At 61.1% G+C, this 13,463-nt stretch carries 10 protein-coding genes; 5 read left to right on the top strand and 5 right to left on the bottom strand.

The window, feature by feature from the left end; all coding sequences use genetic code 11:
* The first annotated feature begins 34 nt into the window (after positions 1–34).
* The 5 genes from HCK86_RS11925 to HCK86_RS11905 all read left to right on the top strand — a co-directional run bounded on the left by HCK86_RS11925 (position 35) and on the right by HCK86_RS11905 (position 5,876).
* Positions 35–991: a sugar ABC transporter permease gene (locus HCK86_RS11925; protein WP_176084694.1), complete on the top strand. Its 957-nt coding sequence runs from the start codon at positions 35–37 to the stop codon at positions 989–991.
* Entirely contained in the window at positions 981–1,844 is an 864-nt protein-coding gene (locus tag HCK86_RS11920) for a carbohydrate ABC transporter permease (protein ID WP_176084693.1), read from the top strand. Before HCK86_RS11925 ends, HCK86_RS11920 begins: the two co-directional genes overlap by 11 nt.
* Positions 1,845–1,872: 28 nt before the next feature.
* The gene (ugpC, locus tag HCK86_RS11915; RefSeq protein ID WP_176084692.1) at positions 1,873–2,952 is read left to right on the top strand and encodes a sn-glycerol-3-phosphate ABC transporter ATP-binding protein UgpC; all 1,080 of its coding nucleotides are present in this window, start codon (positions 1,873–1,875) and stop codon (positions 2,950–2,952) included.
* Between the two features lie 23 nt (positions 2,953–2,975).
* Positions 2,976–4,532 (top strand): sulfatase, encoded by a 1,557-nt coding sequence (locus HCK86_RS11910; RefSeq protein WP_176084691.1) that lies wholly within the window; start codon positions 2,976–2,978, stop codon positions 4,530–4,532.
* Positions 4,533–4,808: 276 nt separating this feature from the next.
* Positions 4,809–5,876 carry a winged helix-turn-helix transcriptional regulator gene (locus tag HCK86_RS11905; RefSeq protein ID WP_176084690.1) on the top strand — a complete coding sequence of 356 codons (1,068 nt, stop codon included), beginning with the start codon at positions 4,809–4,811 and terminating at the stop codon, positions 5,874–5,876.
* Between the two features lie 4 nt (positions 5,877–5,880).
* On the opposite strand, the gene HCK86_RS11900 is transcribed toward HCK86_RS11905, so the two are convergent.
* The 5 genes from HCK86_RS11900 to HCK86_RS11880 all read right to left on the bottom strand — a co-directional run bounded on the left by HCK86_RS11900 (position 5,881) and on the right by HCK86_RS11880 (position 13,421).
* The gene (locus tag HCK86_RS11900; protein ID WP_176084689.1) at positions 5,881–7,083 is read right to left on the bottom strand and encodes an ROK family transcriptional regulator; all 1,203 of its coding nucleotides are present in this window, start codon (positions 7,081–7,083) and stop codon (positions 5,881–5,883) included.
* Between the two features lie 90 nt (positions 7,084–7,173).
* A complete protein-coding gene (locus tag HCK86_RS11895; protein ID WP_176084688.1) occupies positions 7,174–10,200 on the bottom strand; it encodes an alpha-mannosidase in 3,027 nt (1,008 codons plus the stop codon).
* A gap of 20 nt (positions 10,201–10,220) precedes the next feature.
* Positions 10,221–11,063 carry a carbohydrate ABC transporter permease gene (locus HCK86_RS11890; protein WP_176084687.1) on the bottom strand — a complete coding sequence of 281 codons (843 nt, stop codon included), beginning with the start codon at positions 11,061–11,063 and terminating at the stop codon, positions 10,221–10,223.
* A complete protein-coding gene (locus HCK86_RS11885) occupies positions 11,060–11,995 on the bottom strand; it encodes a sugar ABC transporter permease (protein WP_176084686.1) in 936 nt (311 codons plus the stop codon). The genes HCK86_RS11890 and HCK86_RS11885 overlap by 4 nt, the downstream gene beginning before the upstream one ends.
* A gap of 124 nt (positions 11,996–12,119) precedes the next feature.
* The gene (locus tag HCK86_RS11880; RefSeq protein ID WP_176084685.1) at positions 12,120–13,421 is read right to left on the bottom strand and encodes an ABC transporter substrate-binding protein; all 1,302 of its coding nucleotides are present in this window, start codon (positions 13,419–13,421) and stop codon (positions 12,120–12,122) included.
* Between the last annotated feature and the right edge of the window lie 42 nt (positions 13,422–13,463).

Raw genomic sequence — 13,463 nt, 5'->3', positions numbered from 1 at the left:
GTCGGGGCGGGTCCGCTTTCAGGAACAATACTCAATGACCGATTTACCCGCGCCCGCCGCCAGCCTGCCGCGCCGTCTTGGCGCATGGATATGGGACAGCCGAACGGATTATCTGTTCCTGATCCCGGGCATGTTGATATTCGGGGCCTTCATCCTCTATCCGATCTTTGCGTCGGAATATTTCTCGCTGCTGAACTGGTCGGGCTTTGATGCCAATGCCAGGTTCGTCGGTCTTGCCAATTATGCCGAGCTGCTGCAGGACCGGTTTTTCTGGAATGCCTTCGGGCGCTCCTTCCTGTTCACGCTCAGCACCGTACCGGCGCAGATGGTCATATCGCTGATCATCGCAATCATCCTGAACAACAGGCTTCTGAAGCTTTCGGCGCTGTTTCGAACGATGATCTTCCTGCCGGTGGTCACCCCGGTTGCGGTGATCGGCATCGTCATGACGATCATGCTGTCGCCCTTCAACGGGCCGATCAACATGGCGCTGCTCAATTTCAGGATCTTTGCGCGGCCGCTCGATTTTCTCGGCGATCCCAACCTGGTCTTGTGGACGCTGGCGGCGATCTATGTCTGGAAATGGGTCGGGGTCACCATGGTCTACTGGCTGGCGGCACTGCAGACGGTTCCGGCCGAACTTTACGAGGCCTGTAAGCTGGACGGCGTCAAGGGATGGCAGGTGACGCTTTATGTCGTCATGCCAATGATCATGCCCTTTGCCATCGTCATTGCGCTGATTTCCGCGATCAGCGCCCTCAATGTCTTCCCGCTGATCCAGTCCATGACCCAGGGCGGCCCCTATTTCGCATCCGAGGTGATGGAGGTCTATATCTTCCGCTTTGCCTTCGCCACGGCCGGCGCCGTGCCGCGGCTTGGCTATGCCAGCGCCGCCGGCGTCTTCTTCGGCCTGGCGATCATGTCGCTCACCATTCTTCAGATCGTCGCCCTGCGCCATCTGCGCAACAGGGAGAGCGCCAATGCCGCATGATGCCAGGCTCACAATCCGCCAGCCGGGGCTTTCGCCGCGCATGCGCCGGGTGATTGTCTCGGTCATTCTCGCCGCCATATGCGTCTTCTGGATCTATCCGCTTTTGTGGATGGTGTCCGCCTCGCTGAAAGACAATGCCGCGATCTTTGCCAATGAGGGGCTGATCCCGGCCAGGCCGACCATCGCCAATTATCTGCGCGCCTGGAAAGAGGCCCATATCGGAGCCTATTTCTTCAATACCGTCTTCGTCACGGTCGGTTCGGTCATCATTGTCACGATCTCGTCCTCGATGATGGGCTATGTGCTCGGCCGCAGGCGCTTTCCCGGGCGCAGGCTGGTTTTCGCGCTGATCGCCTTCACGATTTTCGTGCCGCAGGGCTACACCATCATCCCGGTCTTCGACCTGTTGACGCGCCTTGGCATCGGCCAGTCGCTCTGGGGCGTGATGCTGGCCACCTGTGGCGGGTCCTTCGTCATCTTCGTCCTGCTCTTTGCCGGCTATTTCAGCCAGATCCCGAAGGAGCTCGAGGAGGCGGCGAAGATGGATGGCGTCAGCTTCGTCAAGACCTTCTGGTTCGTCATGCTGCCGCTGGCACGGCCGATCGTCGTGACCGTCATCGTCATGCAGACGCTTTATGCCTGGAATGATTTCCTGCTGCCGCTGGTGGTCACCCTGGCCAATCCGGCAATCCGCACGCTTTCGGTCGGCGTCTATGCCTTTCGCGGCGAAAACTTCATCGACTGGGGCGGCATGACGGCGGCCTCGACCATCTCCATCCTGCCGGTGGTGATCCTGTTTTTATTCCTGCAGCGCTACTTTATCGACGGCCTTGCCGGGGCGGTGAAGGGATGAGCGCGCAAAGATTTCGGAGTGACAAAGCATGACGGGCGTCAGTCTCAAGCAGATCAGAAAGGCCTATGGCACATTGGAGGTCATCCACGGGGTCGACATTGAAATCGAAAAGGGCGAATTCGTCGTTTTCGTCGGCCCCTCCGGCTGCGGCAAGTCGACCCTTCTGCGCATGATTGCCGGGCTTGAGGAGATCACTGGTGGTGACCTTCACATTCACGGCCAGCGGGTCAACAATGTCGATCCGTCCCATCGTGGCGTCGCCATGGTGTTCCAGACCTATGCGCTCTATCCGCATATGACGGTCGACCAGAATATGGGCTTCGGCCTCAGGATGAATGGCACACCGCGGGCAGAGGTGGCCAGGCGTGTTGCCGAAGCGGCACGGATCCTGCAGATCGAGGATCTGCTGGATCGCAAGCCGCGCCAGCTTTCCGGCGGTCAGCGCCAGCGTGTTGCCATCGGTCGCGCGATCGTGCGCCATCCGGAGGTGTTTCTGTTCGACGAACCGCTTTCCAATCTCGATGCCGAGCTTCGGGTCGCGACCCGGCTGGAACTGGCCAAGCTGCATCAGCAGCTCGCAGGTTCGACGATGATCTATGTGACCCATGATCAGGTCGAGGCGATGACGCTTGCCGACAAGATCGTCGTCTTGCGCAAGGGCCGGGTCGAGCAGATCGGCCGGCCGATGGCGCTCTACGAAAACCCGGCCAATCTGTTCGTCGCCGGCTTTATCGGCTCGCCAAAGATGAATTTCCTCGATCTCACCGATGACAATGCGGGCGGTTTCCGTTTCGCGGATGAAAGCCGCCTCCGGCTTGAAGGACCGGCTGCCGATCGCGTCGCCGTGTTGGGTGCCCGGGCAGACCAGATGAAGCTTGTGGCCGCCGGTTCGGGGCATTTCACCGGCACAGTCAGCGTGGTTGAACGTCTTGGCGACAGCGAATTCGTCTATGTCCGCACGGGCTGGGGCCAGGAGCTGGTGGTCAGGGTCGAGGGCGGCTCCGACATTCCGGTCGGGCTCGAGACCGGGATCGCCCTTTCCGGGCGGACCCATTTTTTCGACAGCGACGGGCAATCCCTTCCGGGCATTGCTGTCACCGCAGGCTGAACAGGCAAGCAAGGGGCTATCGCATGCGACCCAATATCATCTTCATCATGTCCGACGATCATGCCGCGCGTGCCATTTCGGCCTATGGCGGCGGACTCAACCATACGCCCAATCTCGACCGGCTCGCCGAGGAAGGCATGCGGCTCGATCGCTGCTATGTGACCAATTCAATCTGCACGCCGAGCCGGGCGGCAATCGTCACCGGCACCTATAATCACGTCAATCTCGTCACCACGCTCGATACCCATATCGACAACCGGCTGCCCAATGTCGCCAGACATCTGAAACAATCCGGCTATCAGACCGCCATTTTCGGCAAGTGGCATCTGGGCGAAGGCAAGATGCACGAGCCGACCGGCTTTGACGAATGGGCCGTGATCCCCGGCCAGGGCGTCTATTACGATCCGGTGTTCATCGATCGCGAGGGGCCGAAAGTCCATCCCGGCTATGTCACCGACATCACCACCGATCTGAGCATCGACTTCATCAAGGCGCGCGACCGCGACCGGCCCTTCTTTCTGATGTGCCATCACAAGGCCCCGCACCGCAATTTCGTCTGCGACCACAGGCATGAGACCATGTTTGAAGACGATCTGCCGCTGCCTGACAGCTTCAACGACAGCTACGACAACCGGGCGCTGGCGGCAAAGGAAGCGAAGATGCGTGTCCGGGCGGACATGACCTATGATGACCTCGGCCTGGTTCAGCCGGAGGGCGGCGCCGAAGTCGGCGAACTGATGTTCCCGCATCCCTACATCCAGAACCGCAAGGTGCCGGAGCTCGTCGCGGGCGAGACCATCACCCTTATCGATGTGAAGACGGGCGAGAACTACACCTTTACCGATCCGAAGGCCCTCGCCGAATTCAAATATCAGCGCTACATGAAGCGTTATCTGCGCACCGTTCAGTCGATCGACGACAATGTCGGGCGGCTGCTCGATTATCTCGACGCGGCCGGGCTCAGCGACAACACCATCGTGATCTACACCTCCGACCAGGGTTTTTTCCTTGGCGAACATGGCTGGTTCGACAAGCGTTTCATGTATGAGGAATCGCTGCAAATGCCCTTTCTCGTGCGCTATCCGGCCGGCATAAAGCCGGGAAGTGTGACGAAGGATATCGCCATGAATGTCGATTTCGCTCCGACTTTCCTCGATTATGCCGGGCTCACCGTGCCCTCCTACATGCAGGGCACCAGCATGCGACCCGTATTTGAAGGGCGCGCCGGGCCGGACTGGCAGGATGTCGCCTATCACCGCTACTGGATGCACAAGGATGTGATCCACAATGCCTTTGCCCATTACGGCATCAGAAGCGAGCGCTATAAGCTGATCTACTGGTATAATGATCCGCTTGAACAGATCGGCGCGACTGCCGGCGACGAGCCGCCCGAATGGGAATTGTTCGACTGCGAGACCGATCCCTTCGAGCTCCATAATCGCGCCGCCGATCCCGCCTATCGCGATGTCTTCTCCATGATGCTGGCAAAGCTCGACGCGAAGATGGCCGAGATCGGCGATATTCCCGAACATGACAGCGCCACAGTGCTTTCAGCGCTGGCGCATGTTTCATCGCCTTGAGAACAGGTTGCGATTGCGCGGTCGCTCCGCGTGTCTTTCGTTCACAATGAAAGACAGGGGGGTGTTCGAAAGAACGCCCCTTTTGCCGCAAACATTGCTGCAAGGCGAGAAAAAGCCACGGCGCGATACAAAGGCGGCGAAATCATGCGCAAGGAGCATAGAATTTTCTCGTCCCGGGCGGCAAAATGGCGTTTGTATAGACGGGTGCGGACGATACGCGCGCCCGCAGACGATCATGACGTGCATATTGAGGTCACCCGCATTGGAACTTTCGAGATGAGCCCGCTCCCGCATAACGTTTCCGAGGATCGTCTGGAACGGCCGGGCATGAGTTCAACGGATATTTCCGATCACAATGTCCGCACTGTCATCGCCGCGCTCAGGCAGACCAATGCCATGTCGCGCCGTTCGCTGGCTTCCGGACTGGGGCTCACGGAAACAGCCATCTCCGCCATTGTTCGCCGCATGGAAGGTGCTGGCTATATCCGGCAGAATGCCGCCGTGAAGGGCGTGCGCGGTGCGACCTATTCCATCGCCGACACGGCCGCCGCCGGCATTGGCATCTGGCTGTCGCCCGACGGGGGAACGGCTTCGCTTGTCAGCCTGACCGGCCGGATCGTCAGGGAAGAACGCTTCGCCAGTCCGGACCGGCTTGGACAATGGCTTGACGAAACCGTGCGCAGCCATGGTTTCGGAACGCTTTGCGGCATCGCACTCGCCTGCGAGGAACCGCTTGAGGACAAGGCCGGCGCCCTCCTCGCCAGTCATGGCGGCGGCCTTGCGACACGGCTTCTGCGCAGCACCGAAGCGGTTTTGTGGCACCAGCGCCTGATCGCCGACCAGAGAACCGAGCGCGGCCTCGGCGTCATCATTATCGGCGACACGGTGCGTGCCGGAACCATGTTCTCCGACCGCTTCTTCCATGGCGCCCATGGGCGCGCCGGTGCGCTTGGCGGCATGCGCCCTGCGCTTGATGCGCCGACGCTGAATGATGTTGCCGGTCGAAAGTCCTATCTGCAGCACATGAAAAACAACGGTTCCGAGGACGAGTGGATCAACCGCGCCGCTTCACGGCTGCTTGACGCCATCATCGCCATGGCTGGTTTCGTCTCTCCGGCCGTGATTGCCGTCGGCGGTTTCCTGCCGGAAATGGTGACACAGCGTATTGTCGAGCGCGTCGTTGCCGACAAGGCGCTGCAGGCCAGCTACTTCATCGCGACCAAGTGGACACCGGAAATCCAGCATCTCTGCGACACCGATGCCAGGATCGCGCGTGGCGCAGCCATGGTCCCCCTCCGAGACGCGCTGCTGCCGCTTCCAGAACCCGGAATGATGGCGGTTTGACCCGTCAGGGCGACACGGTGTTGGCCAGCGGCGTCTGGTAACGCTGCGCTGCCTCGGCGGAAGGCAGCGCCATGCGGTGGGCAAGCGGTATCGCCGCTGCGCCCAGCGCCACCGCATCGGCAGAACCAACCGCCCGGTGAAGCGACGGCGCATCGGCTCCGCGGCGGATGATCTCGTCATGGACACGCACGATCAATTCATCGATCAGGCGCGATGGCAGACGTCCGCCGATGATGATGCCGTCCGGGTCGACGATCATGCCGACATTGATGATCGCCTCGGCCAGTTTCACCGAAAACTTGTGCAGCCAGTCGGAAAGGATCTCCTTTCCGTCCCTGTTCAGCGTCAGAAGATCCGCAGGCTTTGCAATTGCGATCCCCTGCCGGGCCAGCCTGTCCTCCAGCAGAAACAGCGAGAACATGTCGCCGAGCGGCCGGGTCTTGCCTGCAAGCGGCCCCTCGTCCATCACCACCGGCACCCAGCCGATCTCACCGCCAAGGCCGCTCGCTCCTTTGTGCAGCTTGCCCTCGACAACCAGACTGCCGCCGAGACAGGCATTGATGAGAACGAAGAAAAAAGTCGGCATCTCATTGCCGAGACCATATTCAAGCTCGCCCATGGCGGCTGCATTGCCGTCATTATCGATGAAGACCGGGAAATCAGTGAAAGCGGAAATTTCGGCACGCAGATTGACTGCGCTCCAGGCACGGTAGCGCTCCGGCAGGCCGAGAACCCGCACTTCCCCCAGCCAGTCGGGGATGGCAAGGCCGATGCCGGCCATGCGCTCCCTGACGATCGCGCCCCGCCGGACAAAGCGGCGCACCGCATCGCTCAGGCACGCCATCACCTCATCCGGCATCATGAAGCGCTGTTCGTGATGCTCTCGGGCCAGCATGTGTCCGAGGGCATTGACGGCAACGATGGTCAGATGGTCGCGGTCAACATTGACCCCGATGGAACAGAGCCCGTCAGGATTGATTTCCAGTTCGATCGCCGGCTGGCCGCGCAGCCCGTGCCGGCGGCGCGCCTCGACCACAAGGCCGTCATCCAGAAGCCGTTCGACGATGCGCGTCACCGCCTGCTTCGTCAGTCTCGATTTATCCGCCAGTTCCGTGCGCGAAATCGGGCCATGACGGTGAATGGCGCCGAGGATCATGGCACGGTTCTGGAGGGCGGCCTGGCCGCCATTGGCTCCCGACAATCTCATTTGCTGATCTGACCACGCTCCTCTGCCGCTGTGCTCTTTTCCCCTGTCCGGCGCAAGGTTGCAAGTCCTGCACCGGACAGCTTAAGGCGGTTACGCCCGGGTGATGATGAAGCTGCGCACGGAAAATGGCGTGAGCTGATCGGCTGCGACCGCCGCTTCGAACGGTTCCTCCATCAGCGTGACAGGCCCGGACATGCTGAACCCTTCCGGTGCGCTGATGGCAAAGGCGCCACGCCGCCCTGCCGGTTCATAGACCCGCAGCACCAGATCACCGGTGTGATCCTCGCGCGGCTTCAGTGCGGAGAGCGCTGCCGGAATGCCGCTGGCCGTCACCAGCCGGCGCTCGGACACGGCCTTGCCCGAAACAGGCGTCACCAGAGGCGGCTGGTTGAGAAGCTCCGCCTCTTCCCGCACCCGGGCCACATCCCAGCTGCCATCATGCGGCATGATCGCATAGGTGAACGCCTGATATCCTTCATCCGCAAGCGGATCCGGATAGATCGGCGCACGCAGCAGGGAGAGCCCCAGAACATTGCCCTTCGCGCTGTAGCCATATTTTGCATCGTTCAGCACAGCAACGCCAAACCCGTTTTCCGCCAGATCGACGAAACGATGGGCCGGAAATTCGAACGCCGCCTGCTGCCAGGAGGTATTGGCATGGGTTGGCCGCTCGATGACGCCATAAGCACATTCCCCGGTTGCCCGGCCGTGATGCACGGCTACCGGTGTCTCGGCGCGCAGCAGCACACGCCGGTCATGCCAGTCAAGCGCGGTATGGATATCCAGCCGCGGGCTGCCCGCGCAGAGCGAAAGCGTCTGCGTGATGGTGGAATGGCGCCATGTGCGGACAATGCGGATCGCCGCACGATGCGGGCCGCTCTCCACCAGCGTGATGTCCGAAATGCCACAGACCGGCTCGGCCTTTTCGGCATAATCATCATCGATATCCCAGGCGTCCCAGTTGCGCGGCTTGTCCATGGGATAGGCCATCAGACGGTTGCCCGGGCCCGCCAGCGCCTCGCGCCCGCTTGGCTTGTGGATCAGGCTCGCGATCGTGCCATCCTCGTCCAGCACAACACGGATCAGTTCATTTTCGAGCAGACGGTCGGTTGCTGTCAGCGCTCCGGCGGGCGCAAGATCGCTTTCGCCGACGACGCTGACCGAGAGCGGCGGCAGCAGCTTTGCCGAAGACACGGGACCTGACGCGCCGGAAAAGCGCAACGGCATCGGCGAAAGCGTCGGATTGACCGCCAGAAGAACTCCGCCCTCGCCGCTTTCCACCTGTCCGGCAATCGCCGCAAGCGCGGCATCGCGCCGCCCGGCGGCGGTCTCGATCACGCCCGAAAGCTCACGCTCGGCATCGTCATAGACCTCGGCGATACTCGATCCGGGCAGGATATCGTGAAATTCGTTTTTCAGCACGACATGCCACTGGTCCTCAAGCGAGGACGGAAAGGCACCGCCCATCAGATAGTTCAGCCCCTCGGCCGTCTCGGTGGTGATCAGGTCGCGCTCGGCCCTGCGGTGCAGGCGCTTGACCACGCTCTGGCTGGTCAGCGTGCCGCGATGCAGCTCCAGATAGATCTCGCCGCGCCAGACATTGAGCGGCCGGGCGGAGGCAAGCGCATGCGCATCCTCGAAAAAGTCGGAGACCAGTGCCCAGCGCGCTTCGGGCAGAACCGGGAACACGCGCAGCTGCTCCTCGCGCCGCACCATTTCCGGTGTCACGCCGCCGCCGCCGTCGCCGTGACCGACACTGAGCAGCGTTATGTCGTGACTGTCCTTCTGACGGAAATTGCGCCAGGTGTTGATGATGGAATCCGGACGGACGACACCATTATAGCCATCGACCGGATTGTCGAATGTGTGGGTGAGCACCCGGCTGCCATCCAGCCCTTCCCACCAGAACAGATCTGTCGGAAAACGGTTGGTTTCCGACCAGTTGACCTTGATGGTCAGAAAGCTCGTCATGCCGCCCTGATTCAGGATCTGCGGCAGCGCCGGCGTGAAACCGAAACAGTCCGGCAGCCAGCAGACCGTGTGGCGGAACCCGAACACGCGCTCGAAATAGCGCTGGCCGTACAGCACCTGGCGCGCCAGGCTCTCACCCGTCGGCATATTCGTATCCGGCTCGACCCACATGCCGCCAAGCACTTCCCACTGCCCGTCTTTCACCCGCTTCTTGATGTCTTCCAGCAATGCCGGATCGTCGCTTTCCAGCTGCTTGTAATAATGCGCCGTGGTCTGGTTGAAGGTCAGCGCTCCGGAGCGCTCCATCAGCCGCATGATGGTGTGGAAACTGCGACGGTTCTTGCGCCGCGTCTCGTCATAGGGCCAGAGCCAGGCAAGATCGATATGGGCATGCCCCGTCAGCGCCACCCGGCCCTGCGGGGGGAAGCGTTCGCGCAGACGCTTCAGGCCATCGATCATCCAGTCATAGGTGTCGATCACGCTCTGCCGCTCGGTGTCGGAAAGGCCGGCTGGATCCGCCTTCATCTCCGGCAGCTGCCAGATATTCTGCTGCATCGGCGACGGCGCCATGCGGGCAATGTAATCGGCGGTGGCCGAAGGCCAGTCGAGGCGCCTGAAGGCCTCTTCTGCAAGTGAAAGAAGGTGTGGCACGGCGTCATGCCCGGCAATCACCGCGATGGTCTCGGCCACCTGCATCAGCAGAAGCCACAGATCATCAACGGCGCGATCGAGCCAGATGAGATCGGCATATTCGAGTTTCGGGGCATGAACCGGAACGCCGAAGGGCGCCCGCGCCACCGTTTCAGAAGAAACACTGAAACATGTGCCTGGTACCGGAAAGGCACGGTGATTGACATCAAGGCCGTAGCTTTTCGTCTCGCCCGCACCGGCCTGAAACGTGATCAGGCTCTCGCCGCCGAGATCGAGCAGGAGCTGCGTATCGGCAATGTCCCAGCCTTCGGGAACCCTGATATCCGCCTCGAACCGGCGGCGCCCCTCAGTCACGGGCCAGGCCTCACCGCGCGCGATCGCCACGCCGTCGCAGCGCCAGCCATCAACCCGATGGCTGGCCCGCGCGCGCCAGTATTCAAGCTCCTGAAGACGCACCCTGATCCGGTCAAGGCGCTGTTCGTGCGTTAATGACATGTACGTTTTCCGTATGGTTATCAGCCCTTGACGGCACCTGCCGTCATGGCGCTGAGAATGAGACGCTGAAGAAGAAGAAATGCGATGATGGCCGGAGCGACCGAAACCAGACAGGCAGCGGCGAGCACCTGCATGGAGCTGTCATTCTGCGTTCCGGCATATTGGAAGATGCCGACCGAGATCGGCGTCAGGGATTCCTTGGTGATGAGCAGAAACGGTACCAGAAACTGCGACCAGCCGGTGATCACTGCGATGATGAAGGCAGACGCGATACCCGGCGTCGAAAGCGGCAGGATCACCCGGAAGAACACGCCGAAATGCGTGGCCCCGTCAATCAGCGCCGCCTCGTCGAGACTGCGCGGAATGCCGTCCATGAAGCCCTTCAGGATCCAGGTCACCATCGGCACGACCAGCGCCGTATAGACCAGCGTCGCCACCGGCTGATTGTCGAGCAGACCGAGCCCGGCCAGATAGCGGTAAAGCGGAATCATGATCACCAGCGGCGAGATCATCTGAAAGGCGAGGATCGCCATCAGCCAGGGGTCCTTGCCGCGCATGGGCAGGCGCGAGAAGGCATAGGCTGCCGGCAGAGCGACGATCAGGCAGACAATGCCGCTCATCGTCGAAAGCTTCAGCGCATTCCACAGATACAGCGCGAATTTCGGCGAGGACAGGATGGTGATGAAATTGTCCAGCGTCGGATGATGCGGAATGAGCCGGCTGACGCCGAGATAGATTTCCTTGCGCGTTCGAAGCGCCAGCGACAACAGCCAGAACAGCGGCCAGGCAAAGAAGATGAAGCAGACGGCCATGAAGAGATAGCTGAAAGCATCACCGATACGGTTTTGCGTCGAGGCTTTCATCGCGCATCTCCCCTCGGCAGAAAGCGGGCATAGATCAGCGCCAGACCGAGACTGATCACCAGCATGAGGATGGACAGAACCGCACCGACCGAAAGGTCATAATTGCGGAAGATGACGTTGAATGTGTAGAGCGAGAGCACCTCTGTCGCCCGTCCCGGTCCGCCGCCGGTCAGCGAGATGATCGCATCGAAGACATTGAGCGTCTGAATGGTGATCAGGATCATGTTGACCAGGATGGCACCGCGCAATTGCGGCAGGGTGACATAGAAGAAACGCTGCACCGGCCGCGCGCCATCAATCGATGAGGCCTCGTAGAGAACCGGATTGATCGCCTTCAGCGCCGCATACATCACCACCATGGAAAAGGCGGTTCCGCGCCAGACATTCGACAGCACCGCCGACCAGATGGCGATATGCGGATCGGAGAGCCATTGCACCGGCCCGGCGCCGAAGAGCCGCAACAGGCTGTTGAGCCCGCCAAAGGGGGCCTCGTTGAACAGCATCTTCCAGATGATGCCGCCGGCAATACCGGGAACCACCCAGGCCACCAGCGCCGTCGTTCTGAGAATGGTTGTGCCGAACAGGCGCCGCTTTTCGCCCCGGACCACCACCAGCGCCACCATCAGCCCGAGCAACTGCTGGCCGATAACGCTCGCGGCGGTGAAGAGGAAGGTCACATAGAGGATCTGCGGCAGTTCGGGCCGCGACAGCGTGTCCAGGAAAGTCGAGAACGAATAATGCGTTGCCGGCTGTAGCAGCGTCGCATCGCCGAATGACAGGCGGAACACCTCGAAGACGGGATAAAGGTAGAACGCGCCAAGGATCAGCACCAGCGGCAGAAGCCAGGGTGCTACCTTAGCCCGTGCCGCCGCCGCACCCCGTCTCCGACGCGAAGGCGCCCCTGATTGCGTGACGTTTGAAAGATCGGACATGAAATGCTCCGCAGAAATTGCCGCCCGCCCGGAACCATGGCAGCGAAGTGTTGCGACCAGGTTTCAGGGCGGCACGGAAGCCATGCCAGGGTCGGCCCATAATGCCATGGGCCGACCCTGAGGATCAGAGCCGGTTATAGGCATCCATCGAGGCCTTGAACGCCTCGTCGACGGCCGCTTCCGTGTCCTGCGCCCCCGTCAGCACCTTGCCGAACATGATCTGGATCTGGTTGGAGATCTCCGGATAAACCGGGACGCCCGGCCGTGCATGGCCGACCTTCAGCGCCTCGGCAAAGGCCTCGTTTTCGGGTGATGAGAAGACTTCATACTTAGAATAGAGATCAGCCCTTGTGGGCAGCTGCTCCTGGATCTCGTTGGCAGGCCCCATATAGACCTCGCGGGCGAAATCAGCGCACATCTCGACCTTCGCCGGATCATCGCTGAAGGACGCGAGGGTCCAGCCGCCGGTACCCGTCGCCCGCTGATCTGCGGTCGGGCCGGGAAGCGGCGAGAATGTCCAGTTGGCGAAGTCCTCCGGATCGAGCGTGTCGCGCAGCTGCTTGAGCTGCCAGTTTCCGCCGACGAAAAGGGCTGACGTGCCAGCGGCCGCCGCCGCATTGAAATCGTCGTAGTTGCCGATGCTGGCAACGCGCTTGGGGGCTGCCCCGCTTTCGACGAGATCACGGTAATAATTCACCGCATCGATGAATTTCTGCCGGTCGTCGCCCGCCGCGAAGATTGGCTTGCCACTGTCATCGACAAGATGTCCACCCTGGGCCCAGAAATTTGCCAGCCAGTCGAAGGTCGTGCCTTCATAGCGCGAGCCGTTGAAGAGGATCCCTTCCATGCCCTGCTTGGTCGACTCCAGAGCCGCCTGCTTGGTGTCGGCCCAGGTCTGCGGCGCATCGGCAATGATTGCCTTGTTGCGATAGAGGACGCGCAGGTCCGTCGACCACCACCAGGCATAGATCTGCCCGTCCTTGCCGGTAATCCCGTCACGCACATAGGGGAACAGCTGATCGATTTCCGCCTGGCTGAAATAGGGCGAGAAGGACTTCAGCACGCCCGCATTCTTGAACTGTCCAAGCGCAAAGGAATCGACCGCTGCGCAATCCGGCGCATTGCCGGACTGGGCCTGTTCAAGCATGCGCGCCTGTTCCTGATTGGTATCGCTCGACTGCATCTGCAGTTCGAGCTTCCAGCCCGGATGATTGGCGATGAAGGCGCGATAAAGATCCGAATAGGCTGCGGCAAGCGTCGGATCATTGTTGCGCGGGCCATCCGTGGTCATGCGAAAGGTCAGTGTATTGGGCGCGTCGGCCGGTCCGACCGTATCACCTGTGATAATATCGCCAGCAACCGCCATACCAGCATTGCCGGCAAGCGCAGTCGCTATCAGCAGCCCCAGACCAAGTCTGTGCTTCATGATGAATTCCTCCCTTTTTCCTCCAACGATATGAGCGCACCA

The organism is Martelella sp. HB161492, from assembly GCF_013184775.1.
Taxonomy (GTDB): Bacteria; Pseudomonadota; Alphaproteobacteria; order Rhizobiales; family Rhizobiaceae; genus Martelella.
Note: the sequence above shows the minus strand (reverse complement) of the source record. Positions and strands in the feature narration are given on the sequence as shown.